The following is a 24,315-nucleotide window of genomic DNA, read 5'->3' as shown; positions in this document are numbered from 1 at the left end:
TGCACAAGGAGTCTTTAGGGTTGTAGCCTCGCCACATGGCAGGTTCAGACGAGCGGATGCAGGTCGACGACCCCGCACGCATCCGCGCCCTCGCGCACCCCATCCGTCTCGCGCTCCTCGAGATGCTCGGTGACGTGGTCGACGCGACCGCGACGGAGTGCGCCGAGCAGGTGGGGGAGTCGGTCGCGAGTGCGTCGTTCCACCTGCGGCAGCTCGAGAAGTACGGCTACATCGAGCGCGCCGAGCCGCGCGGGCGCGAGAAGCCGTGGCGGCTCGTCGCTCGGCAGTGGGGCGCAGCGCCCGCGCCGGAGAACGCCGACTCCATGGCATCCGTGCTCGGCCTCGCCGGTCTGGTCGTCGACCGCGAGCACGCCCGCCTGCGCGGATACTTCGACGCCGTCGGGCGCGACACCGCCGAGCACGAGTGGGCGGGGTCGTCGATGGTCGGCACCTCGAGTTTCTGGGCGACCCGCGACGAACTCGCCGCGCTGGGCGAGCAGATCGTCGCCCTCGTCGAGCCGTTCACCGGCCGCATCGGCGACCCGTCGCTGCGCCCCGAGGGCGCCCGGCTCGTGCGCATGTTCGCGACCTTGAACGCCGAGCCCGGCTCGGTGCCCACCGGGGCGCCTGGCGCCGCGCCCGATGCGACCGACACCGACGAAGCCGACACTGACGAGCGCACCACCGACGAGACCGGAGCCCAGTCATGACCGCCCCCGAGACCGAGACGACGGATGCCCGTCGCCGCACGCCCGCCGCCTGGCAGCGCCGACCGTTCCGCCGCCTCGCCGGCGCGTGGGTGTTCAGCAACATCGGCGACAGCGCGCTGTTCCTGATGATGGCGGTCTGGGTGAACGACCTCACCGGCTCGGGCTCCGCCGCGGCGATCGTCTTCGTGATGTTCGGGCTCGCCGCGCTCAGCGCCCCGTTCCTCGGCGAGATCGCCGACCGGTTCTCCCGCCGCAAGCTGCTCGCGCTCGCGAACGCCGCCATGGTTCCGCTGCTGCTCGTGCTGCTGCTCGTGCAGGAGGCATCCGATGTCTGGATCATCTACGTCGTCATGCTGCTGTACGGCTGCGTCGGGTACCTCACGGCGGCCGCACAGTCGGGGCTGATCCGCGACCTGCTGCCCGACGAGGAGCTCGCCTCGGGCAACGGCCTGCTCTCGACGATCGACCAGGCCGCGCGCCTGCTCTCGCCGCTCATCGGCACGGCGCTGTACGTCTTCGCGGGCCCCGTCTGGGTCATCGGCACGACCATGGCGACGTTCGCCATCGCGTCGGTGCTCATCGCCCGCATCGACCTGCAGGAGACTCCGCCGACACCCGCCGCCGAGCGCGCGCACTACTGGACCGAGCTCGGCGCGGGCGTGCGCCACATCGCCGCCTCGCCCATGCTCGCCCTCTTCACGATCGTGATCACCGTCGCGTTCGCGTCGACCGGCCTGTCGAACGCGACCATCTTCCCGGCGCTCGGCGGGCTCGGACTCGACAGCGCGTGGCTCGGCATCATCGTCACCGCGCAGGGCGTGGGTTCGCTCATCGGCGGCATCACCGCCGCGCGGGTCGTCGGCCGGCTCGGAGAGTCGCGCACCATCGCGCTCGGCGTCGCCATCGTCGGCCTCGGCCTACTGCCGACCGCGGGCTGGTGGGCGTGGCTCGCGGTCGCCGCGATCCCGTTCGTCGGGCTCGGCGTCGTCTGGGTCATCGTCGCCTACGCGACCCACCGCCAGCGCACCACCCCCGCCCGCCTGCAGGGCCGCGTCGGCGCCGCCGCGAACCTCGCGATCAACGTGCCGCAGACCCTCGCGACGCTGCTCGGCGCCGCCCTGCTCGGCATCGTCGACTACCGCCTGCTCATCGTCGCGAACGTGCTCGTGGTGCTCGGCGCGGCGGTGGCGGCGGTGTGGCCGCGGCGGGTGCGGGCGGATGCCTCGGAGGTGGGCCCAACCGAAGGGGTCGACGCGCACTCGGTCAAAGCGTCCCCAGCCCCGGATCCCAGCGCCTGAAGCTCGGCAGAATGGCATCGTGCCATCCACCTTCGTCCTGACGACCGAGGCGCCGTACGGCGTCGAGGAGATGCTCGACATCTCGCTCGACATCGACGCGCACGTGTCGTCGATGGCGCAGTCCGGGGAGCGCGCGGTCGCCGGTGTGACCACCGGGCGCATCGGCCTCGGCGAGACCGTGACCTGGCGGGCGCGCCACTTCGGCATCTGGTTCACCATGACGTCGGAGATCGCCGAGTTGGAGCGTCCGTCTCGGTTCGTCGACCGGCAGGTGCGGGGGCCGTTCCGGGCGTTCACGCACGTCCATGAGTTCGAGACGTCCGGCACCGGAACGCGGATGACCGACCGGATCACGGTCGCGTCCCCGATCTTCGGCCGCCTCGCCGAGCGCGTGGTGCTCGTGCCCTACCTGCGCCGACTCATCGCGAAGCGGAACGCGCATCTGCTCGAGGCACTGGCTTGACCGTTCGCCGATGCGACAACTTGGCGAAGAAATCGGAAGGCGGCGAGGGAGACTATGGGCGTCCAGAGCAGGCACCTTCTCACGTCTGCAGTGGTGTGGCTCGAGCTGAACCTGAAGTCGATGGAAGCAGACGGGGCGAGCGTCGATCTCACTGGGCCAAGCTCTGGCCGTAGCAAGGACAGCGTCACGCTTGAGATCGCTACTGAACGCGAACTCGTCGTCGCAACAATCTGGGACAGCGGCGAGTTCGAGGTGATCGTCGAATCGACCGCCGATCTCAGCGGTCCTGCGATCGAGGTTGGGATGCTGTTCGACGACGCCCAGGTCCAGACGCTTCTGGACCAAATGCGCGCCAAGCTAGAGGCGGGGTCGCCTAGAGACGGCGGTGCTGACTCGGCCTAACATCCGCTTCGGATCGGTTTTCGCTCGAAGCGTTCTCAGGTCCGCACGCCCGGCGGCACGACCGCGCCCGACGGGATCAGCCCGAGGCTGCCGAGGTGGTGGGTGACGCCGCTGGTGGTGATCCAGTCGCACTGCCAGCCAGCGCCGGTCTCCTCGAAGAGGTCGAAGCGCACGTGGGAGGCGGCGGCGTCGGGCACGTAGGTCTCGACGTAGACGAAGCAGGCGCGGGCGGCGGTGGAGCGGGCGACCGATACGGCCGAGAGCACGAGCGGCAGCAGCATGGCGGCGAGCGCGACGAGCACGACTGCGCGCATGACCTTCGCTCGGCGGGGGCGGTAGGGGCCGTCGGATGCCTCGTAGCCGGCCAGCTCCGGGTGCTCGTCGCTCATCGCCCCGCCTCCACCACGATCGAGGCGACGCCGCCCACCGCTGCGAGCAGCACGACCGCCGCGACCGCGAGCAGCGGCCACGCCGACGGCATCACGACGCCGCCCTCGTGTCCGAGCTCGCGCGCACGCACGACCCCGTAGGCCGCGGCCGCGGCCGCTGCCGCGAACAGCAGCACGCCGAGCACCGCGAGCGCCGGCTGGTCGGACACGAAGCCCGAGCGCAGCACGAGCAGCGCGTTCACGGCGATCGCGAGCGCCGTGCGGCTCCACGACAGGGCCGTGCGCTCGGGCTGGAGCCCGGGGTCACGGCCCTCGTACGACGGAACGACGGAACTCACGAGCAGCTCAGCCCAGCAGGATCATCACGGCGATGGTCGCCGCCCCGAGCAGGGCGACGGCCGCGAGCACCGGCACGGCGATGCTGTACGGCAGCGCGCGCCCGTGCCGCATCGCGATCTCGTTGGCACGCCAGCGCACGTACGACAGGCCGCCGAGCACCGCGGCGACGACCGCGAGCCCGACGGCCAGCACGACCACGAGCACGCGCGGCCCGATCGTCGACGCGAACTCGAACAGCAGCACGCCGCCGGCGAGCAGCGCCAGCGCCGTGCGGATCCACGCGAGGAACGTGCGCTCGTTGGCGAGCGTGAACCGGTAGTCCGGGTCCTCGCCCTCCGAGCGCCAGCGCGGCTGTGCCATGGGTCGTTCCGCCGTTTCCGGGCCGAGAGTTCCGGGCCTAGTGGCTCGGGCCGTCGGTCTCGATTTCGGTGCGGTCGCCCGACCAGAGCGTGTGGAAGATGCCGTCCTTGTCGACGCGCTGGTACGTGTGCGCGCCGAAGAAGTCGCGCTGCCCCTGCACGAGTGCGGCCGGCAGGCGGTCGGCCCGCAGCCCGTCGTAGTAGGCGAGCGACGACGAGAACGCCGGCGACGGGATGCCAGCCTGTGCGGCCGCCACGACCACGCGGCGCCACGCCTCCTGCGACTCGGTCAGCGCGTCGCGGAAGTACGGTGCGGTCAGCAGCGCCACGAGACCCGGGTCGGCGGCGTACGCGTCGGTGATGCGGTTGAGGAACTGGGCGCGGATGATGCATCCGCCCCGCCAGATCTTCGCGACCTCGCCCTTGTGGATGTCCCAGCCGTACTCCTCGGCGCCCGCGACGATCTCGTCGAAGCCCTGCGAGTAGGCGACGATCTTCGAGGCGAAGAGCGCCTTGCGCACGTCCTCGATGAAGGCGTCGGCGTCGTCGACGGTCCACGCCTCGGCGGGGCCGGGCAGGTCGGATGCCGCGGCGCGCTGTGCCGGCTTCGACGACAGCGACCGGGCGAACACGGCCTCCGCGATGCCCGAGACAGGGATGCCCAGGTCGAGCGCGCTCTTCACGGTCCACGCGCCGGTGCCCTTCGCGCCCGCCTGGTCGAGGATGACATCGACCAGGGGCTTGCCCGTCTCAGCGTCGACCTGGCGCAGCACCTCGGCGGTGATCTCGATGAGGTAGCTCTCGAGCTCGCCGCGGTTCCACTCGGCGAAGACCTCCGCGATCTCGGCCGGCGACTTGCCGGTGCCGCGGCGGATGAGGTCGTAGGCCTCGGCGATCAACTGCATGTCGGCGTACTCGATGCCGTTGTGGATCATCTTCACGAAGTGGCCGGCGCCGTCGGTGCCGATGTGCGTCACGCACGGCTCGCCCTCGGCGACCGCCGCGATCGACTTCAGGATCGGGCCGAGCGTCTCCCACGCCTGCGCCGAGCCGCCGGGCATGATCGACGGGCCGAGCAGCGCGCCCTCCTCGCCGCCGGAGATGCCGGCGCCGACGAAGTTCAGGCCGCGCTCGCGCAGCGCCTTCTCGCGGCGGATGGTGTCGGTGAACAGCGCGTTGCCGCCGTCGACGATGATGTCGCCCGGCTCGAAGCGGTCCGCCAGCTCGTTGATGACGGCATCCGTGCCCGCCCCCGCCTTGACCATGATGATCGCGGTGCGCGGCTGCTGGAGTGACGCGACGAAGTCGTCGATCTCCTCCGAGGCGACGAAGCCGGCCTCGGGGTGCTCGGTGATGAGCGTCTCGGTCTTCGACCAGGTGCGGTTGAACACGGCGACCGTGTTGCCCTCGCGGCTGGCCAGGTTGCGGGCCAGGTTCGAGCCCATCACCGCCAGGCCGACGACGCCGATGTTCGCTGTTGCTGCTGTTGCTGCCACGTTCCGTGACTCCCTCGTGTGAATCCGCCCGCGAATCGATACGCCGACTAGCGTAGTGTTCCCCGCCCGCACCCCCGAGTTCGGAGTCGTCGTGCGACGGCTGGTAGAGTGGTCGATTGGACTTCGGCGAGGGATGCCTCGCGGCCGGTGCTTCGCCGGCTCGCGGCATCCGTGATCGACGCGGTGGATGTGGCTTTCGGTCATTCCTCACGCTGACGAGCGTTCGAGTTGAACAACACAAGACCTGGGGCGACACGTCCCGATGAGGAGAAGAGACAGCCATGGCTGACGACAACAAGCTGAGCGCAGAGCTCCGCACCCAGTTCGGCAAGGGTGCGGCTCGCAAGATCCGCGCCGCCGACAAGATCCCCGCCGTGCTCTACGGCCACGGCACCGACCCGCAGCACCTCACGCTGCCCGGGCACGAGACCGCGCTGATCGTGCGCAAGGCGAACGCCGTGCTCACGCTCGACATCGACGGCGGCACGCAGCTCGCCCTGGTGAAGGACGTGCAGCGCGACCCGGTGCGCCAGCTCATCGAGCACCTCGACCTCATCGTCGTGAAGAAGGGCGAGAAGGTCCACGTCGAGGTGCCCGTGCACCTCGAGGGCGAGCCCGTCGCCGGCCTCATCGCCGACCTCGACGCGCACACGCTGCAGCTCGAGGTCGAGGCGACCCACATCCCCGAGAACGTCGTCGTGTCGGTCGAGGGCCTCGAGGACGGCTCGCAGATCCACGCGTCGGACGTGAAGCTCCCCAAGGGCGCCACGCTGCTCACCGAGGGCGACGTGCTCGTCGTGCACGTGCACGAGCCGCAGAAGGTCGACCTGGGCGAGGAGCCCGCCGCCGAGGAGGAGGCCGCCGAGGAGACCGCCGAGGCCGCTGCCGAGGAGTCGGCCGAGGCCGCCGAGTAGCCGCGATTTTCGCTGGGGCCCGTGCCGCCCCCGGGTACGCTCGGGGTGTCGGTGCGGGCCCTGCTCGTCTCCGGGGAGATTCGGCGAGCGGATGCCCCTGAGCCGGCCGCTCGCTCGGGCCGGCCCGTCGACGTGGCCGGCGCCCGTCGGGCGCTGACGTTTCGGGGGCGGTTGGGCGCCGCATCCGATCTACCATCTTCATTGAGACCGCAGGAGGGCGCATGGGCCTGTTCGACCGCCTGCGCCGCCGAGAGGACCCCGCAGTGGCCGCGAACACCTGGCTCGTCGTGGGCCTCGGCAACCCCGGCGCCCAGTACGCCGGCAACCGCCACAACGTCGGGCAGATGGTCGCCGACGAGCTGGCCTCGCGCATCGGGGCTTCATTCCGCTCGCATCGCACGCCGTCGCGCGTCGCGGAGGGCTTCGTGCGCCCCGGCGGCGCGAAGCTCATCATCGCCAAGCCGAACAGCTACATGAACACGTCGGGCGGACCCGTGTCGGCGCTCGTGAAGTACGCGTCGGTGCCGGCCGACCGGGTGATCGTCGTGCACGACGAGCTCGACATCCCGTTCGACACGGTGCGCTTGAAGCGCGGCGGCGGGCACGGCGGCCACAACGGACTGCGCGACATCGCCAAGGCGCTCTCGACGCCCGACTTCGTGCGCGTGCGCGTGGGCATCGGTCGCCCGCCGGGCAGGCAGGATCCGGCCGACTTCGTGCTGCGCGACTTCGCCGGCGCGGAGCGCCAGGCGCTGCCGTCACTGCTGTCGGATGCCGCGGATGCCGTCGAGGCGATCGTCGACGACGGCCTCGTGGCGGCGCAGCAGCGGTTCCACGCGCCGGCGTAGGCGCTGCCCGCAGGGCCTGCGGCTCAGATCAGGCCGCGGAGGAACTCCTCGGGGGTGACGCCCGCGGCGCGGGCGCGCTCGGTGAGGCGCGTGTGCTCCTCGGTCGTGAGCTCGAGTTGCAGCGTGCGCCAGTCCGCCTCGGGGTCGTCGAAGTCGAAGAGGGCGGCGTCGTCGTCGGTGCGGTCGGGGCGCGCTGCGACCGGAGCGGCGGCTGGCTCAGGGGCATCCGCTGCGGGGGTTGCGGGCGCCGGCTCGGGGGCATCCGTCGTCGTGTTCGGGGCGTCGCCTTCGGGGGCATCCGTCGCCGTATCGGAGGCGCCCGACCCACCGGCATCCGTCACGCAGTCGTCTGACCAGCCCGGACCCGCGGGCACTTCGGTCTTGCGCTGGTAGGCGGTCGCGGCGGCGCGCGCCCGGTCGTCGGCGGCCTCGTTGAGGTCGTGGCCGGTGTGTCCGCGCACCCACTCGAAGCGGGCGTTGCGGCCGACCATCGCGGCGTCGAGCGCCTGCATGATCTCGAGGTTGAGCACGGGGGAGCCGTCGCGCTTGCGCCAGCCCTTGCGCTTCCAGCCGGGCATCCACTTGGTGATCGCGTCGATGACGTAGCGGCTGTCGCAGTGGATCACGAGCTCGTCATCGAGGTGCGCCGTCGCGCGGAGCAGCTCGAGCACCGCCGTCAGCTCGCCCTGGTTGTTGGTGCCGTGCGGCCAGCCGCCCGCGGCCCAGCAGGCGTCGTCGACGTACCAGGCCCACCCGGCGGGGCCGGGGTTGCCGAGCGCGGATCCGTCGGCGGCGGCGATGATCATGCGGGTCCTTCCTCGGGCGTGCGGGGCGGCGACCATGCTATCCACAGCCGCGAATCGAGTTCTCCACTGTTCGAACAAAGTTTCGAATGTCGGGCGAATCTCTGCCAGAATAGAGGCATGTCGAACCCCCTCGCAGCCCTCGCCGCGCACGTCGATGCGCTCGGTGGCGAGTGGGTCGGAGCGCTGCCCGCGGGCGGTGGTGTGCGGGGTGATCTGCAGTCCGAGGTCGAGCGCATGAGCGACGCCGGGCTGGTGCGGGTGACGGATGCGGTGGCGCAGGTGCGTCGCGACACCGAAGCGCTGCTCGCGCGGGTCGCCGACGAGGTCGCGCGGCGGTCCCGGTCGGAGTTCGGGTCGGAGGGGTTGGCGAAGCAGCAAGGCTTCCACAACCCGGCGCGGCTGGTGGCGTCGTCGACCGGCGGATCGACCGGTGACGCCATGCGGCTGCTCAGCGTCGGCGCGGCGACGCGCGAGCGCGAGTCGTTCTCAGGCGAGCGGATGCCCGCGAAGCACCCGTCCGTCGCCGCGGCCGTGGGTGCCGGGTCGATCAGCCTAGACGCGGCGTCGGCGATCACGTCGATGCTCGAGCGCGTGGCGCTGCGCGCCGATCCCGAGGCGATGCAAGGCGTCGAGGCGACCCTCGTGGCGCATGCGGCATCGTTGCCGCTGGCGATGCTGCAGCGGGCGATCCGGCAGCCCGAGGCGATGCTCGACCAGGACGGCGTGGCGCCCCGCGAGGAGGAGCTGCGGCAGCAGCGCGGCATCACGCTGCGCGAGGGACGCGACGGCATGGTGCACGTGTCGGGCCGGCTCGACCCCGAGACCGCCGCGCCCGTGAAGGCCGCGCTCGAGTCGCTCGTGAGCGACGCGCTGCGGAGGCGGCCCGAAGCGCCCATCGATGATCACCGCACGATCCCGCAGCTGCAGGCCGACGCGCTTGCCGACCTCGCCCGGCACTGCCTGGGCTGCCGCGACACGCTCCCGCCGCTCGCGAAGACGACCGCCGTCGTGCGCGTCGACCTCGAAACGCTGCGGGAAGGACTCGGCGTCGCGACGATCGACGGCATCGACCAGCCGGTATCGGCCCGTCGCATGGCCGCCGACGCCGAGCTCATCCCGGCGGTGCTCGGCGGGGACAGCGTGCCGCTCGACCTCGGCCGCGCCGCACGCCTGTTCACGAAGGAGCAGCGGCTCGCACTCGGCGAGCGCGACGGCGGGTGCGCGAGCTGCGGCCAGAACATCAGCTACGTGGAGGCCCACCACATCCGCTGGTGGGAGCGCGACGCCGGCCCGACCGACCTCGACAACGGCATCCTGCTCTGCAGCTTCTGCCACCGCCGCGTCCACGACGACGGCTGGACCATCACCGTGCGCGACGGCACCGTCTGGTTCACGCCACCCCCGCACGTCGACCCCACCCTCACCCCACGCCTCGGTGGCCGAGCCCGATTCGAGGTGCGCGTCGACGCCGCCGCATAGGCGCGTGCTGCGCGGCGCCGGCGTTGTCCACAGCGCCATCCCGCGCGTCCGGTCGAACCCGACCCATCGCCGAGAATCGGCACGTGGGCATGGTCGTATTCGTCGCCGCGGCGTTCCTGATCGGAACGCTGCTCTGGGCGCTCGGCCTCATCGCCGCAGCCACCGTCACCTCCATTCAGCTCGTGCGACGTCGGCGAGTTGGACTCCAGATCGGTGCCAAGCACGTCCTACTGCCGATCGGATGCGCCGTGCTTGGGCTGGCCCTGCTGACAGTACCGGTCAACTTCCTCTTCGGGTTGCTCGCCGGGTAGGCACTACCCAGCCTCCGTGTCGGCAGGCCCGCGTAGACTTGCCCGGTGATCCTCCAGGGCTTTCTCACGGCGCTTTCGCGCGCCTCCACGTTCGACGAAGCCCTCGCGCAGGCCTCGCACAACGCGGAGTTCTCGGCGCTCCCGGGACTCGACGCACCGCTCGCCGCCGGCCTCCTCACCCGCCGCATCGAGGCCGACGAACCGCCCGCACTGCTGCTCATCGCACCCACCAGCCGCGAGGCCGAATCGCTCCGCGGCGCACTCGCCCCGTACCTCCCCGACGACACCGAACTCCTCGAGTTCCCCGCCTGGGAGACGCTCCCGCACGAACGCCTGAGCCCCAGTGCCGAGACCGTCGGCCGCAGACTCCACGCCATCCGCCGCATGGCCGAGTGGACGGAATCCGAGCGCCCGAGGCATCCGCTCATCATCACCGCCTCGGTCCGCGCCGCCCTGCAGCCCGTCGCCGACAACCTCGCGACCCTCGAACCGATCCGCCTCGCCGCGGGCAGCCGCGGCCACGACCTCGCCCGCATCGCCGAGCAGCTCGTCGACCTCGCCTACTCGCGCGTCGACATGGTCTCGCGCCGCGGCGAGTTCGCCGTCCGCGGCGGCATCCTCGACGTCTTCCCGCCGACCGCCGACCACCCGCTCCGCATCGAGTTCTTCGGCGACGAGGTCGACCAGCTCCGCGCCTTCTCGGTCGCCGACCAGCGCTCACTGCCCGAACCCATCGACGAGGCCGTCCTCGCCCCCAGCCGCGAGCTGCTGCTCACCCCGCCCGTGCGCCAGCGCGCCCGTGAGATGGTGCACGAGTTCCCCGGCCTCGCGGGCATGCTCGAGAAGGTCTCCGAGGGCATCCCGGTCGAGGGCATGGAGTCGCTCGCCCCGGCACTGCTCGAACGACTCGTGCCGATCACGCACTACCTGCCCGAGGGCGCCGCCATCGCGGTCATTTCGCCCGAACGCGTCGAGAGCCGCGCGGTCAGCCTCGCCGAGACGAACCAGGAGTTCCTCTCCGCAGCCTGGAGCGCCGCCACCGCCGGCGCCGCCGCCCCCATCGACCTCGCCTCGGGCGACTTCCTGAGCATCGCCGAACTCCGCGAGGACGCCCTCTTCAGCGCACCGGGCGAACCCGACCCCGGTCGCGTCTGGTGGACCTTCAGCGGCTTCGACATGGGCGACGCCGTCGACGTCGTGGGTGACGGCACCGGTGCAGGGCGAGCGGATGCCTCCGGCGGCACCAGCCCCGCCAACGCGAGCGCGACCTCGGCCGGTGGGTTCGCGGCCACCGGTGGCGGGTCGAGCGCCGGCCCCGCAGCATCCGCCGCTTCTCCCGGCACCGCCCTGCGCGTGCTCGCCACGCCCGTGCCGAGCTTCCACGGCAACGTCGACGGCGCCGTCGCGCACGTCGCCGCCCGCCTCCGCGACGGCTGGAGCCTCGTGATCGCCGCCGCCGGATCCGGCCTCGTCGAGCGCGCCCGCGACGTGCTCGCCGAGCACGAACTCGCCGGCCGCATCGTCGACCACGTCCCCGCAGACCCCGAGCCCGGTGTCGCCTACCTCGTGCAGGCCGACGCGACCACCGGCTTCGACCTGCCCGACGCGAAGCTCGGCCTCATCTCCGAAGCCGAGTTCTACGGCCGCGCCGCCGGCTACGACGCCCGCCAGGGCAAGAAGCTCGCCTCCCGCCGCCGCAACGTCGTCGACCCGCTCCAGCTGAAGCCCGGCGACCACGTCGTGCACCAGACCCACGGCATCGGCCGCTTCGTCGAGATGGTGCAGCGCGAGGTCGCCGCCGGCGCCCGCCCCACCGGCCCCAGCCGCACCGCAGGCGTGCAGCAGGCGCCGACCATCGTGCGCGAGTACCTGGTGCTCGAGTACGCACCCAGCAAGCGCGGTCAGGCCGGCGACCGCCTCTACGTGCCGACCGACCAGCTCGACCTGCTCAGCCGCTACGTCGGCGGCGAGGCGCCGTCGCTCAGCAAGATGGGCGGCAGCGACTGGGCGCAGGCCAAGGGCAAGGCCCGCCGCGCCGTGCGCGACATCGCCGTCGAGCTCGTGAAGCTCTACTCGGCGCGTATGGCGGCGAAGGGCCACGCGTTCGGCCCCGACACCCCGTGGCAGCACGAGCTCGAGGAGGCGTTCCCGTACGCCGAGACCCCCGACCAGCTGCAGACCATCGACGAGGTGAAGGCCGACATGGAGCGGCCCATCCCGATGGACCGCCTGCTCGCCGGCGACGTCGGCTTCGGCAAGACCGAGGTCGCGGTGCGCGCCGCGTTCAAGGCGATCCAGGACGGCAAGCAGGTCGCCATGCTCGTGCCGACCACGCTGCTCGTGAAGCAGCACCTCGAGACGTTCCAGGAGCGGTTCGCCGGCTTCCCGGTGCGCGTGCGCGCACTCAGCCGGTTCCAGACGGACAAGGAGGCGAAGGAGGCGATCGCCGGCCTCGCCGACGGCAGCGTCGACATGGTCATCGGCACGCACCGCCTGCTCACCGAGAAGATCACGTTCAAGGACCTGGGCCTCCTCATCATCGACGAGGAGCAGCGCTTCGGCGTCGAGCACAAGGACCGCATCAAGCAGCTGAAGACGAACGTCGACATCCTCGCGATGAGCGCCACACCCATTCCTCGCACGCTCGAGATGGCGGTCACGGGCATCCGCGAGATGTCGACCCTCGCGACGGCGCCCGAGGACCGGCATCCGATCCTCACCTTCGTCGGCCCGTACTCCGAAAAGCAGGTCGGCGCCGCGATCCGCCGCGAGATGCTGCGCGAGGGCCAGGTGTTCTTCGTGCACAACCGCGTCTCGTCGATCAACCGCGTCGCCGCCCAGCTCGCCGAGCTCGTGCCCGAGGCACGCATCGCGGTCGCCCACGGCCAGCTCAACGAGCACGTGCTCGAGCAGATCGTCGTCGACTTCTGGGAGCGCAAGTTCGACGTGCTCGTCTCGACCACCATCATCGAGACCGGCCTCGACATCTCGAACGCGAACACGATCATCATCGACCGCGCCGACAAGTACGGCCTCAGCCAGCTGCACCAGCTGCGCGGCCGCGTCGGCCGCAGCCGCGAGCGCGCCTACGCGTACTTCCTCTACGACGAGCAGAAGCCGCTCAGCGAGACCGCGCACGACCGCCTCTCGACCATCGCCGCGAACAACGAGCTCGGCAGCGGCATGCAGGTGGCCCTGAAGGACCTCGAGATCCGCGGCGCGGGCAACCTGCTCGGCGCCGAGCAGGCCGGCCACATCGCCGGCGTCGGCTTCGACCTGTACCTGCGCATGATCGGCGAGGCGGTGTCGGCGTTCCGCGGCGACGTGGCCGAGGGGCAGACCGAGCTGCGGCTCGAGCTGCCGGTCGACGCGCACATCCCCGACGCGTACGTCGACAGCGAGCGGCTGCGCCTCGAGGCGTACCAGAAGCTCTCCGCGGCGAGCGGCCCGAATGCGAAGGACGACCAGATCGACCTCGTGGTCGAGGAACTCTCCGACCGCTACGGCACTCCGCCCGAGGAGGTCGCGAATCTCGTGCTCGTCTCGCGCCTGCGCCGTCGTGCCCAGCGCGCCGGCCTCGGCGAGCTCGTCGCGACCGGCTCGAAGCTCCGCATCGGCCCCGCGCGCCTGCCCGACTCCAAGCTCGTCAGAATGCAGCGGCTCTACCCGGGCGCGAAGCACTTCCCGCAGAACGACGTCATTCTCGTGCCGCTGCCCGTCAAGCACGGCGAACCGCTGCAGGACGCGGCCCTCATCGCCTGGGTCGGCGACCTCATCGGCGCGCTCTACCCCGAGCCGGAGCCGGTGGCCGCGGCGGCACAGGGCTGAGCGGATGCCCCGGGGCGCGCGCCGCCCGGCGCGGGCGCACCCCACGGGCATCCGAGACGACGGATACCCCGGAGCCGGCGCCGCCCCCGCGCGCGCCGCCCCGAGGCATCCGACCGCTACCGCTTCTTCGGAGCCTCGGGCCCCTCGATGCCGCCCTCGAACTCGGGACCCTCGCCGACGATGACGCTCGGCGCCTCGCCCACGGTCTCCTCGTGCTTCGGCGCGAGCGCGGCCTTCTTGTACCGCGCCGACAGCATCGTCACGATCACGGCCGACATCAGGATCGCCACGCCCGACCCGAGCAGCACCGCGAGCACGCCCTCGTTGCGCACCAGCACGTCGGTGCGGAACGCGAGCTCGTTCATGAGCAGCGCGACCGTGAAGCCGATGCCGCCGAGCGCACCCACGCCGACGAGGTCGCCGAACGTGAGCGGCTTCGATTCGGCGTTGCGATGCGTGAAGAGCCCGCCGATCCAGCCGGCGAGCGTGATGCCGATGATCTTGCCGAACGGCAGCGCGACCGCGATGCCCCAGAACGCCGGGCTGAGCTCGCTCGGGCGCACCTCGGGGAACGGCACCATGGCGGCGGTGAGGGCGAACAGCGGCAGGATCACGCCGTTCGACCACGGCTCGACGACGTGCGCGACGCGACCGCCGGGGCGACGCGCGATCACGAAGCCGAGTAGCACGCCCGCGATGGTCGCGTGCACGCCCGACAGGTAGACGAAGTACCAGGTGAGCGCGGCCAGCGCGATGAGCACGAGCGTGATGGGCACCTGCGGCTTGCGCGCGAGGATCCAGCGCGAACGCGGGTTCATGAACCGGCTGATGCCGGCGAACGCGACGAGCGTGATCGCGGCGAAGCCGAGGTAGTCGAGGCGCACGTCGGCGGTGAAGAAGAACGCGATGATGAGGATCGCGACGAGGTCGTCGAGCACCGCCAGCGCGAGCAGGAAGACGCGCACGCGGGTCGGGATCCAGCGGCCGAACAGCGCCAGCACGCCGAGTGCGAACGCGATGTCGGTCGCGGTCGGCACGGGCCAGCCGTTCAGCAACTCGGGGGTGCCGGCGACGAAGATGAGGTAGACGCCGGCCGGCACGAGCACGCCGCCGAGGGCCGCGATCGTGGGCAGGGCGGCCTTCCGCACCGAGTTCAGCTCGCCGAGCACGAGTTCGCGCTTCAGCTCGACCGCGACCACGAAGAAGAAGACCGCGAGCAGGCCGTCGGCGATCCAGTGCTCGGCCGAGAGGTCGAGGCCGATCCACGGCATGTCGATGTGCGCCTCGATGAGCTGCAGCGCCTGCTCGCCCACGGGCGAGTTCGCGATCACCAGGCCGAGCACGGCGGCGGAGAGCAGCAACAGGGCGGCGTTGCGCTCGGAGCGGAGGAAGGTCATGAAGGCCTTTCGTCAGGAGGGGGACTGCGCCGGAGGGTCGCGACGCCGCGAGGGTTCACGACGCGAACGCCGGCCGACCAGACTTCCCGGCACACCTGCGCGACAGTCTAATCGCCGCGCCGGTCGGGTGACGCGGGCGATCTCGCGTGATGGGATGGTGCGCATGGCGGACGCGACAGGGCGGCAGCAGGCACCGGACACGCAGGCGGCGCCGACCCCGCAGGAGACCCTCGACGACTACCGCGGCCTCGACGGGCTCGTGCGGCTGACCGCACGCCTCAGAGGGCCGGGCGGATGCCCCTGGGATGCCGATCAGACCCACGAATCGCTCGTGCAGTACCTCGTCGAGGAGTCGTGGGAGCTCATCGACGCAATCGAGGCCGGTGACCGCGCCGAGCTCATCGAGGAGCTCGGCGACGTGCTGTACCAGGTGCTCTTCCACGCCGACCTCGCCGCGCACGATCCGGCCGAGGGCTTCGACATCGACGACGTCGCCGACCACATGAGCGCCAAGATGATCTCGCGCCACCCGCACGTGTTCGGCGACCGGCAGGCGGAGTCGGCCGACGACGTGGTCGGCTTCTGGGACGACCTCAAGGCCGAGGAGAAGCCGCACCGCACGAGCGTGCTCGACGGCATCCCGACCGGCATGCCCGCGCTGGCCCGCGCCGACAAGGTGCTCGGCCGCGCCGGTCGCGTCGGCGTCGCGCCGGCGCCCGTCGTTGCGGGTGAGGGGCGAGCGGATGCCTTCGGCGAGCCCGTCGCCGGCGCGGACGCCGCCCCGGTCGACGTGTCCGACGTCTCCGGCGGGTCGCCCGCCGACGAGACCGCCCTCGGCGACCTGCTCCTCTCGCTCGTCGCGCAGGCGCGCGCGGACGGGCTCGACGCCGAACGCGCACTGCGCGCGGCGACGCGCCGCCTCGAGGACGACGTGCGCGCGGCCGAGGCGCAGCCCTGAGGCATCCGCTCGCCCTGCACCGCCGCCCGCCGCCGTCACGAGGCACGAGCCACCGCCCGCGACTGGAAGAATGGCCGTCATGCCGAAGACCGTGACGCCCCCGCGCGGAATGCGCGACTTCCTGCCCGCCGAGAAGGCGCGCCGCGAGCGCGCGCTCGCCGTGATCCGGGAGACCTATCGCGTGCACGGGTTCGACGAGATCGAGACCCCGGTCGTCGAGGACTCCGACCGCCTGCACGCAGGCCTGGGCGGCGACAACGAGAAGCTCGCCTTCGCCGTCATGAAGCGCGGGCTGACCGCTGAGGACCTCGAGGCCGCAGCGGCATCCGGCGACAGCCTCGCGCTCGCCGATCTCGGCCTGCGCTTCGACCTCACGGTGCCGCTCGCCCGCTTCTACGCCTCGAACCGCGGCGCGCTGCCGCCCGTGTTCCGCGCGGTGCAGATCGCCCCGGTCTGGCGCGCCGAGCGCCCGCAGAAGGGCCGGTACCGCCAGTTCATGCAGTGCGACATCGACATCATCGGCGAGGCCGGCCCGGTCGCCGAGCTCGAGCTGCTGCAGGCCACGCTCGCCACGCTCGACGCGCTCGGGCTCGCCGGCTGCAGCATCCGCCTCAACGACCGCCGCATCCTGCAGGGGCTGCTCGGCAGCTGGGGCGTCGACGACCCGGGGCTGCGCGAGCGCGCGCTGATCACGCTCGACAAGCTCGACAAGATCGGTGCGTCAGGCGTCGTCGAGGAGCTCGCGACGCTCGGCATCGACCGGCCCGGCATCGTCGACGAGATCGCCGAGCTCGCCGCGGCCGACTGGGCGATCGCCGACGACGGCGCCCCCGCGTGGCTCGACACCGAGGCGTTCGGTGACCTGCGTGCCCTGCGCGACGCGCTGCCCGGGGCATCCGTCGCCTTCGACCCCACCCTCGTGCGCGGCATGGGGTACTACACCGGCACGATCTTCGAGATCGCGCACCCCGACCGCGGCTACTCGCTCGGCGGCGGCGGGCGCTACGACCACATGATCGGCCGGTTCCTCGGCCAGGAGGTGCCCGCGTGCGGGTTCTCGATCGGGTTCGAGCGCATCGTCGACCTCGTCGAGCTGGAGGGCGACGGCACCCACGACGACGTCGTGCTCGTGCACGACCGCGACGTCAACCCCGCCGCGCTCGTCGGCCTCAAGGCGCAGCTCGTCGCCGCCGGATCCCGCGTGCGCCTCGAGCGCCGCGTGAAGAACACGCGCGCCCTGCTCGAGCGGGTCGCCGCCGACGGATTCTCGCGCTTCGCGTTCGTGAACGCAGGGGTCTCGGATGCCGCTGAGCTGGAGGTCCGCCCCCTCGACTGACCGGCTGCGAGCGTCGTCGCCGTCTCACTAGAGTGGTGAGCGGACCACGATGGGGTCGTCCGAGACACCACCACCACGTAAGGAGAGATCGTGGCATTCATCGAAGCTGTAGGCGCGCGCGAGATTCTGGATTCGCGCGGCAATCCGACGGTCGAGGTCGAGGTGCTGCTCGACGACGGCTCACTGGCCCGCGCCGCCGTGCCCTCGGGCGCGTCGACCGGTGCGTTCGAGGCGTACGAGCTGCGCGACGGCGACGCCGACCGCTACCTCGGCAAGGGCGTGCAGAAGGCCGTCGAGTCGGTGCTCGACGTGCTCGGCCCGGCCATCGAGGACCTCGAGGCGAGCGACCAGCGCGTCGTCGACGCCGCGCTCATCGACGCCGACGGCACCGACAACAAGAGCCGTCTCGGCGCGAACGCCATCCTCGGCGTGAGCCTCGCCACCGCGAAGGCCGCGGCCGACTCGGCCGACCTCCCGCTGTTCCGCTACCTCGGCGGCCCGAACGCGCACACGCTGCCCGTGCCGATGATGAACGTCATCAACGGCGGCGCGCACGCCGACACCGGCGTCGACATCCAGGAGTTCATGCTCCTGCCGATCGGTGCCGAGTCGTTCTCCGAGGCGCTGCGCTGGGGTGCCGAGTCGTACCACGCGCTGAAGAGCCTGCTGAAGTCGAAGGGCCTCTCCACCGGCCTCGGCGACGAGGGCGGTTTCGCCCCCGACCTGCCCAGCAACGCCGCCGCGCTCGACCTCATCACCGAGGCGATCGAGAAGGCCGGCTTCACCATGGGCGCGGACTTCGGCCTCGGCCTCGATGTCGCCTCGACCGAGTTCTTCGCCGACGGCGTCTACACGTTCGAGGGCAAGGCTCGCTCGGCCGCTGAGATGGTCGCGTACTACGAGGACCTCCTCGCGAACTACCCGCTCATCACGATCGAGGACCCGCTCGCCGAGGACGACTGGGAGGGCTACGCCTCGCTCACGAACGAGATCGGCGGCAAGGTGCAGCTCGTCGGCGACGACTTCTTCGTCACCAACCCGTCGCGCCTCGCCAAGGGCATCGAGATGGGCGCCGCGAACTCGATCCTCGTGAAGGTCAACCAGATCGGCACGCTCACCGAGACGCTCGACGCCGTCTCGCTCGCGCACCGCTCCGGCTACACCGCCGTGCTCTCGCACCGTTCGGGCGAGACCGAGGACACCACGATCGCCGACCTCGCCGTCGCGACCGACTGCGGCCAGATCAAGACGGGCGCGCCGGCCCGGAGCGAGCGAGTCGCGAAGTACAATCAACTCCTGAGGATCGAAGAGGAGCTCGGCGAGGCCGCGGTGTACGCGGGCCGCGCGGCGTTCCCCCGCTTCTCCGCCTGACGCACGGGGGTCGGGGCGGCCGCGGGGCCGCCCCGACCGCGCCGTGCCGGGGAGGAGTCGCATGCCCGAGTCCTCCGTGGGCGCCTGGCTGCGCGGCATCCGCTTCTCCGGATTCACCGTGATCATGCTCGCGCTGGCCGTGCTCGCCGTGGTCGTGCTCGCCCCGACCCTGCGCGTCTGGGCCGAGCAGCGCGCCCAGATCGCCGCACTCGAGGCCGACGTCGCCGAGCAGCGCGCCGAGGTGCGCGAGCTGCGCGCCGAGCGCGAGCGCTGGGACGACCGCACGTTCGTCATGTCGCAGGCGCGCGACCGCCTCTACTACGTACTGCCCGGCGAGGTGAGCTACCTCGTCATCGACGACCTCGAGCCCGCCGACGTCGCCGAGGAGGCCGCGCCGATCTCCACCGAGGTCGAGCAGGCCGACGCCGACTGGTCGCGCACGCTGCTCGCGTCGCTGCTCGCGGCGGGCACCGCCACCGATGCATCCGAGGGAGACGGCTGATGCGCCCACCGTTCGAGCAGGCGACCGCGCGTGACATCCGCATCGTCTCGGCCCAGCTCGGCCGACCCGCACGGAACGTGCTCGGCATCCCCGCGCGCTGCGTGTGCGGGGCGCCGACCGTCGTGGCCACCGCGCCGCGCCTCAGCGACGGTACGCCGTTCCCGACGCTGTACTACCTCACGCACCCGGCCGCGACCGCGGCGATGAGCTACCTCGAGGCCGCGCAGCTCATGGTCGAGTACAGCGAGCTGCTCGCGAGCGACGACGACGTGCGCGCCGCCTACCAGGCCGCCCACGAGTCGTACCTCGCCGACCGCGAGGGCTTCCTCGACGTGCCCGAGCTGCACGGCGTCTCGGCCGGCGGCATGCCCGTGCGCGTCAAGTGCCTGCACGCGCTCGCGGCCCACTCGCTCGCCGCCGGTCCCGGGCTCAATCCGATCGGCGACCTCGCGCTCGAGGCGTCGTCGTGGAAGCCCACGGTGTGCGTCTGCGTCGACTACGGCGTCGACGACGAGGGGTCGGGCACGGATGCCCCGGGCGGCACGCCGGGCGAGGGGGCGTCGTGACCTCGGAGCATCCGCCCCGCCGTTCGCACCGGTCGTCTGGGGCCGCGCGTCGCGTTGCGCGCGCCGTCGCCATCGTGGCATCCGTCGCCGTGCTCGTCGCGGTGCCGCTGCCCGCGCAGGCCGACACCGTGCGCGACCGCCAGTACTGGCTCACCGACTACGGCTTCACCACCGCGTGGCAGACCACGCAGGGCGACGGCGTGACCGTCGCGGTCATCGACACGGGCATCGACTCGTCGGTCACCGAGCTGCAGGGCGCGGTCGTCGGCGGCACGGATGTCTCGGGCATCGGCTCGCCGAACGGACAGTCGCCCGTGGGCGACGACGCGAACCACGGCACGTGGGTGGCGTCGCTGCTCGCCGGCCGCGGCACGGGCGAGGGCAACGGCGTGATCGGCGTGGCCCCGCAGGCCGACCTGCTGTCGGTGTCCGTCGCGTTCGGGCAGAACGAGGAGGGGGCGATCAGCACCGACGACCAGATCGCCGCAGGCGTGCGCTGGGCGGTCGACAACGGCGCCGACGTCATCAACATGTCGCTCACCCGCAACACCCGCGACTGGCCCGAGAGCTGGGACGACGCGTTCGGCTACGCGTTCGCGAACGACGTCGTCGTGGTCGCGGCGGCCGGCAATCGGGGGAGCGGCACCACCGAGGTGGGTGCGCCGGCGACGATCCCGGGCGTGCTCACCGTCGCGGGCGTCGACATCGACCGCGAGGTGAGCTTCGACGCGTCGTCGCAGGGCATCTCGATCGGGGTGTCCGCGCCGAGCGAGCAGCTCGTCGGCGTGCAGCCCGGCAACGCGGGGTACGTGCTGTGGGACGGCACGAGCGGTGCCGCGCCGCTCGTGAGCGGGCTGGTCGCGCTGGTGCGCTCGGCGTACCCGGAGCTCGACGCGAACAACGTGATCCAGCGGGTGATCGCGACCGCCGACCCCGACGGGCACGAGGTGCCGAGCCCGCTCTACGGCTGGGGCCTCATCGACCCGTCGGCGGCGCTGACCGCCGAGGTCGAGCCGGTGAGCACGAACCCCATGGGCGACCTGTCGCAGTGGGTGACGATCCACCGCCGCGCCGACCTGCCGACGAGCGGCGAGGACGTCGACGACGAGACCCAGGAGATCGTGCCGTTCGCCGACCCGCCCGACCCACAGTCGCGCGTTGCGCTGACGCTGTGGCCGACGCCGTCGACGCTGGCCTACATCACCCTGCCGCTCGCCCTGCTGTTGGGGTTTGGTACCCTTGCAACGCTGTTGGGCATCGGTGCCACTCGGCATATCCGGCGCACGTCGCGCCATGAAACGTGACCGCGGTCGGGAGTACAGTGTTCGCACGCCCCCACGCACCCACCAACTGAGGAGTTCATTCACCGTGCCCAAGATTCTCATCGTCGGTGGCGGCTATGCCGGGTTCTACACCGCGTGGAAGCTCGAGAAGTGGCTGCGCGCCGGTGAAGCGGAGGTCACGGTCGTCGACCCGCTGCCGTACATGACGTACCAGCCGTTCCTGCCCGAGGTGGCCGCCGGCTCGATCGAGCCCCGCCACTCGGTGGTCGCGCTGCGTCGCCACCTCCGCAAGACCAACGTCATCACCGCGAAGGTCACGAACATCGACCACGCGTCGAAGCAGGCGACCATCTCGCCCGAAGGCGCCGACGACTACCAGTTCGACTACGACATCGTCGTGGTCACCGGTGGTGCCGTCTCGCGCACGTTCCCCATCCCGGGCATCGCCGAGAACGCCTACGGCCTGAAGACCATCGAGGAGGCCGCCGCGATCCGCGACCGCCTGCTCACCAACTTCGACAAGGCCGCGAACCTCCCCGCGGGCCCCGAGCGCGACCGCCTGCTCACGGTCGTCGTGGTCGGCGGCGGCTTCGCCGGCATCGAGGTGTTCGCCGAGCTGCGTTCCTTCGCCAGCTCGCTGCTCGAGTTCTACCCGCAGCTGAGCTTCGACGACACGCACTTCCACCTCATCGAGGCGATGGGCCGCATCATGCCCGAGGTCTCGCTGCCCACGAGCCACTGGGTCATCAAGCACCTCGCCCAGCGCGGCGCCGAGATCCACCTCGACACGCAGCTCAAGTCGGCCGTCGACGGCCACATCGAGCTATCGACCGGCCAGACCATGGAGACGGACCTCATCGTGTGGACCGCGGGCGTCATGGCGAACCCGCAGATCGTGCGCAACTCCGACCTGCCGGTCGAGGAGCGCGGCCGCATCAAGACGCGCCCCGACCTGCGCGTCGGCGACGAGGACGACATCGTCGAGGACGCGTGGGCGGCCGGCGACATCAGCGCCGTGCCCGACCTCACCGGCGGCGGCGTGGGCGGCTACTGCGTGCCCAACGCCCAGCACGCCGTGCGCCAGGGCAAGCTGCTCGCGAAGAACCTCGTCGCCGTGCTGCGCGGCGAGGAGCCGCGCGACTACGTGCACAAGAACCTCGGTGCCGTGGCCGGCCTCGGCATCGGCTCGGGCGCCTTCCAGTCGGGCAAGTTCGCCATGAAGGGCCTCATCGCCTGGTTCGCGCACCGCGGCTACCACGGCCTCGCCATCCCGAGCTGGGAGCGCAAGCTCCGCGTGTTCTGGGGCTGGTGGAACAACTTCTGGCTCGGTCGCGACATCGTCTCGCTCGAGGCCCGGCAGACGCCGCGCGCCGCGTTCGAGGAGTTCGCCGCGCGCCCGAAGCCCCCGGCCGAGGCCGCGCCGAAGGCGCCGGCCGCGAAGAAGCCGCGCACGCCCGCGGCGAAGAAGCCCGCGGCGGAGAAGTCGGCCGCTGAGAAGCCGGCCGCGAAGCCCGCCGAGGCCGCCGCCTCGAAGTAGCGGTTCCGCACCCGACGCTCGAACGCGCCGCCCGCCTGCATCGCGCAGGTCGGCGGCGCGTTCGCATTCGCGGCGCGGCTGCCCCGTGGTATCCGCTCGGTAAGGTGAGGGCGCGGCCGGCCGCCGCGCTCCCGTAGCCCAACTGGCAGAGGCAGGCGACTTAAACTCGCCCGAGTCTGGGTTCGAATCCCAGCGGGAGCACTGGACGCATCGCCGGCAGGCGGTCACGCACCGCTGCTCCTTGACATATATAGTCCGGATGGGGACTATATATGCATGCATGTGTCCGCGACCGAAGCAGCCCGAGAGCTTGGTGTCTCGGCGCGACAGGTGCGCCGCAACGCCGCGAACGGACTGGTCGTCGCGACGCGATACGGCAACGCGCAGCTGCTCTCGCCACGCCAGGTCCTGTTGATGTCGAGGACTGCGCATCGCGGCCGGAATTGGACGGAGACGGGCCGACAAGCGGCACTGGATCTGCTGGCGAACGGGACGACGGAAGCGGTAACGGGCTCGGAGCGGAGCCGGATCAAGAAGCGCATCCGAGGCGCCGAGGTCAGCGCTCTGGCGGGTCGAATCCTTCATGGTCACGCATCGCTTCGGAGGGCCGCGAGTATCGAGGCAAAGCGTCGATTCACGCCGGGAATTCTCGGCGAGCTCGGACTGTCCTCAGGCGGCGGCCTGGGCGTGCTCGTCGCAGAGAACGCCACGATCGCTGCTCGCCGAGCCAGGCTCGCCCCGGACGACTCAGGTGACATTGTCGTCGTCGAAGGTTCCGAGACGCATCAGCGGATCCTCGAGGCTCTCGCGCTGTACGCGTACGGTGACACACGAGAGAGCGCCGCTGCGGCCCGGTGGATAGCTGAGATACAGGCCACGGTGTGATCGAGCGCCCGCGCGTCATGCTGGATGCCTCGTCCGAGGCTTGGGAGGAGCCGCCTTGGCCGACCGCATTCGAGCTTGCCCGACTTCTCCCAAGCAGTTCCTGGACGCTGATCGGTGGGCTCATGGTGAAACTGCACGCAGCCCTTGCGGGTCTACCGTCGTCTCGATCCACCGTCGACGTTGACTCGGCGCTCCATCTCGAGACGAACGCAGTCACCTTCGCTCAGGCGGCCGCTTGCCTCGCACACGCCGGATACGTCCTTGATGAAACGACGAAGCACGCATATCGATTTGATCGCGGCGAGGAGCGGGTGGACGTCATGTGCTCGGACCGACAAGCGATCTGGAAACGGCCCCGCTACAGTGGCCGACCGCTGTTCGGCGTTTCTGGTGGGACCCGTGCGTTGCAGCAAACCATCGATGTCGACATCGAGACCGTGGACGGAACCCTCAGACTGATTGTTCCGAGCGTGCGCGGAGCGCTGGTCCTGAAGGGAGCGGCATACCGCGATGACCCGCGTGATCGCATGCGTCATGCCGAAGACGGGGTGATGCTGCTCGCATGTGTCGACGATCCTGGTGACGTCCTCAACGGCCTCAGTCAGCGGAGTCGCGGCCGGGTCCGCACGCTCTTGCGTGCCTTGGACGAGCGGGCCACCCCGTGGGCGAGCCAGGATCCGATGGTTCAGGCGTTGGCACGCGAATCGTTCGACGATCTACGGGGCCAACTCGGGACATGACCGCGACCGTGGCAACAAGTTGGCAGCAATTGGTGTGATGCTGCGGCCGTCCAGAGGATGGAACCGCCCCAGCATGAGGCGGAGTTACGCGGATCGTG

24 protein-coding genes and 1 tRNA gene are annotated in these 24,315 nt (G+C 71.3%); 19 read left to right on the top strand and 6 right to left on the bottom strand.

The annotated features are described in order from the left end of the window. Window positions 1-35 precede the first annotated feature (35 nt). Genes QUE38_RS02460 through QUE38_RS02445 form a run of 4 tightly spaced genes read left to right on the top strand, consistent with a single transcriptional unit; the run spans window position 36 to window position 2,873 of the window. Entirely contained in the window at window positions 36-710 is a 675-nt protein-coding gene (locus tag QUE38_RS02460) for a winged helix-turn-helix domain-containing protein (protein WP_286310001.1), read from the top strand. Continuing rightward, on the top strand, window positions 707-2,008 hold the full coding sequence (locus QUE38_RS02455) for an MFS transporter (protein ID WP_286310000.1): 1,302 nt from the start codon (window positions 707-709) through the stop codon (window positions 2,006-2,008). Before QUE38_RS02460 ends, QUE38_RS02455 begins: the two co-directional genes overlap by 4 nt. 19 nt (window positions 2,009-2,027) lie before the next feature. Further along, the gene (locus QUE38_RS02450) at window positions 2,028-2,471 is read left to right on the top strand and encodes an SRPBCC family protein (RefSeq protein ID WP_433996937.1); all 444 of its coding nucleotides are present in this window, start codon (window positions 2,028-2,030) and stop codon (window positions 2,469-2,471) included. A 54-nt stretch (window positions 2,472-2,525) separates the two neighbouring features. Beyond that, window positions 2,526-2,873, top strand: a complete 348-nt coding sequence (locus QUE38_RS02445) for a hypothetical protein (RefSeq protein WP_286309998.1) — start codon at window positions 2,526-2,528, stop codon at window positions 2,871-2,873. A gap of 35 nt (window positions 2,874-2,908) precedes the next feature. On the opposite strand, the gene QUE38_RS02440 is transcribed toward QUE38_RS02445, so the two are convergent. From QUE38_RS02440 to gndA, 4 genes are read right to left on the bottom strand one after another with little or no spacing between them, the layout of a single operon-like run. Continuing rightward, window positions 2,909-3,262 (bottom strand): hypothetical protein, encoded by a 354-nt coding sequence (locus QUE38_RS02440; RefSeq protein WP_281885518.1) that lies wholly within the window; start codon window positions 3,260-3,262, stop codon window positions 2,909-2,911. Beyond that, on the bottom strand, window positions 3,259-3,600 hold the full coding sequence (locus tag QUE38_RS02435) for a DUF202 domain-containing protein (protein WP_286309995.1): 342 nt from the start codon (window positions 3,598-3,600) through the stop codon (window positions 3,259-3,261). The genes QUE38_RS02440 and QUE38_RS02435 overlap by 4 nt, the downstream gene beginning before the upstream one ends. A gap of 7 nt (window positions 3,601-3,607) precedes the next feature. Continuing rightward, window positions 3,608-3,961 carry a DUF202 domain-containing protein gene (locus tag QUE38_RS02430; protein ID WP_286309994.1) on the bottom strand — a complete coding sequence of 118 codons (354 nt, stop codon included), beginning with the start codon at window positions 3,959-3,961 and terminating at the stop codon, window positions 3,608-3,610. 37 nt (window positions 3,962-3,998) lie between these two features. After that, window positions 3,999-5,405 (bottom strand): NADP-dependent phosphogluconate dehydrogenase, encoded by a 1,407-nt coding sequence (gndA, locus tag QUE38_RS02425; protein ID WP_286311619.1) that lies wholly within the window; start codon window positions 5,403-5,405, stop codon window positions 3,999-4,001. Between the two features lie 332 nt (window positions 5,406-5,737). Between gndA and QUE38_RS02420 the strand changes: the two genes are divergently transcribed. After that, complete coding sequence (locus QUE38_RS02420; RefSeq protein WP_286309993.1) at window positions 5,738-6,370, top strand: 50S ribosomal protein L25/general stress protein Ctc; 633 nt, start codon at window positions 5,738-5,740, stop codon at window positions 6,368-6,370. 221 nt (window positions 6,371-6,591) lie between these two features. Then, window positions 6,592-7,218: an aminoacyl-tRNA hydrolase gene (gene pth / locus QUE38_RS02415; RefSeq protein WP_286309992.1), complete on the top strand. Its 627-nt coding sequence runs from the start codon at window positions 6,592-6,594 to the stop codon at window positions 7,216-7,218. Between the two features lie 23 nt (window positions 7,219-7,241). Here pth and QUE38_RS02410 read toward each other — a convergent pair whose 3' ends face one another. Further along, window positions 7,242-8,024 carry an RNase H family protein gene (locus QUE38_RS02410; RefSeq protein ID WP_286309990.1) on the bottom strand — a complete coding sequence of 261 codons (783 nt, stop codon included), beginning with the start codon at window positions 8,022-8,024 and terminating at the stop codon, window positions 7,242-7,244. Between the two features lie 18 nt (window positions 8,025-8,042). Between QUE38_RS02410 and QUE38_RS02405 the strand changes: the two genes are divergently transcribed. From QUE38_RS02405 to mfd, 3 genes are all read left to right on the top strand, one after another. Beyond that, window positions 8,043-9,503, top strand: coding sequence for an HNH endonuclease signature motif containing protein (locus QUE38_RS02405; RefSeq protein WP_286309989.1), 1,461 nt, complete (start codon window positions 8,043-8,045; stop codon window positions 9,501-9,503). A gap of 83 nt (window positions 9,504-9,586) precedes the next feature. Further along, window positions 9,587-9,814 (top strand): hypothetical protein, encoded by a 228-nt coding sequence (locus QUE38_RS02400; RefSeq protein ID WP_286309988.1) that lies wholly within the window; start codon window positions 9,587-9,589, stop codon window positions 9,812-9,814. Window positions 9,815-9,859: 45 nt separating this feature from the next. Then, a complete protein-coding gene (gene mfd, locus QUE38_RS02395; protein WP_286309987.1) occupies window positions 9,860-13,642 on the top strand; it encodes a transcription-repair coupling factor in 3,783 nt (1,260 codons plus the stop codon). 116 nt (window positions 13,643-13,758) lie between these two features. Here mfd and nhaA read toward each other — a convergent pair whose 3' ends face one another. Next, complete coding sequence (gene nhaA, locus QUE38_RS02390; RefSeq protein ID WP_286309986.1) at window positions 13,759-15,039, bottom strand: Na+/H+ antiporter NhaA; 1,281 nt, start codon at window positions 15,037-15,039, stop codon at window positions 13,759-13,761. Window positions 15,040-15,202: 163 nt separating this feature from the next. On the opposite strand from nhaA, the gene mazG reads away from it, so the two are divergent. The 10 genes from mazG to QUE38_RS02340 all read left to right on the top strand — a co-directional run bounded on the left by mazG (window position 15,203) and on the right by QUE38_RS02340 (window position 24,217). Next, a complete protein-coding gene (mazG, locus tag QUE38_RS02385; RefSeq protein ID WP_286309985.1) occupies window positions 15,203-15,997 on the top strand; it encodes a nucleoside triphosphate pyrophosphohydrolase in 795 nt (264 codons plus the stop codon). 79 nt (window positions 15,998-16,076) lie between these two features. Further along, entirely contained in the window at window positions 16,077-17,333 is a 1,257-nt protein-coding gene (gene hisS, locus QUE38_RS02380) for a histidine--tRNA ligase (protein WP_286309984.1), read from the top strand. Between the two features lie 90 nt (window positions 17,334-17,423). Continuing rightward, window positions 17,424-18,704, top strand: coding sequence for a phosphopyruvate hydratase (gene eno, locus QUE38_RS02375; RefSeq protein WP_286309983.1), 1,281 nt, complete (start codon window positions 17,424-17,426; stop codon window positions 18,702-18,704). A 61-nt stretch (window positions 18,705-18,765) separates the two neighbouring features. Beyond that, window positions 18,766-19,206: an FtsB family cell division protein gene (locus QUE38_RS02370; RefSeq protein WP_286309982.1), complete on the top strand. Its 441-nt coding sequence runs from the start codon at window positions 18,766-18,768 to the stop codon at window positions 19,204-19,206. Further along, entirely contained in the window at window positions 19,203-19,772 is a 570-nt protein-coding gene (locus tag QUE38_RS02365) for a DUF501 domain-containing protein (RefSeq protein ID WP_286311617.1), read from the top strand. Before QUE38_RS02370 ends, QUE38_RS02365 begins: the two co-directional genes overlap by 4 nt. Beyond that, window positions 19,769-21,076 carry a S8 family serine peptidase gene (locus tag QUE38_RS02360; RefSeq protein WP_286309981.1) on the top strand — a complete coding sequence of 436 codons (1,308 nt, stop codon included), beginning with the start codon at window positions 19,769-19,771 and terminating at the stop codon, window positions 21,074-21,076. The genes QUE38_RS02365 and QUE38_RS02360 overlap by 4 nt, the downstream gene beginning before the upstream one ends. A gap of 64 nt (window positions 21,077-21,140) precedes the next feature. Continuing rightward, window positions 21,141-22,592, top strand: coding sequence for an NAD(P)/FAD-dependent oxidoreductase (locus QUE38_RS02355; RefSeq protein WP_286309980.1), 1,452 nt, complete (start codon window positions 21,141-21,143; stop codon window positions 22,590-22,592). 127 nt (window positions 22,593-22,719) lie between these two features. After that, window positions 22,720-22,793: transfer RNA gene (locus QUE38_RS02350), tRNA-Leu, on the top strand. Window positions 22,794-22,868: 75 nt separating this feature from the next. Beyond that, window positions 22,869-23,477 carry a hypothetical protein gene (locus QUE38_RS02345; RefSeq protein WP_286309979.1) on the top strand — a complete coding sequence of 203 codons (609 nt, stop codon included), beginning with the start codon at window positions 22,869-22,871 and terminating at the stop codon, window positions 23,475-23,477. Further along, complete coding sequence (locus QUE38_RS02340; protein WP_286309978.1) at window positions 23,474-24,217, top strand: hypothetical protein; 744 nt, start codon at window positions 23,474-23,476, stop codon at window positions 24,215-24,217. Before QUE38_RS02345 ends, QUE38_RS02340 begins: the two co-directional genes overlap by 4 nt. Window positions 24,218-24,315: the final 98 nt, after the last annotated feature.

Source organism: Agromyces mangrovi (assembly GCF_030296695.1).
In the GTDB taxonomy this organism is placed as follows: Bacteria; Actinomycetota; Actinomycetes; order Actinomycetales; family Microbacteriaceae; genus Agromyces; species Agromyces mangrovi.
The sequence above is the reverse complement of the archived record's forward strand: the minus strand, read 5'-3'. Positions and strand labels throughout refer to the sequence as shown.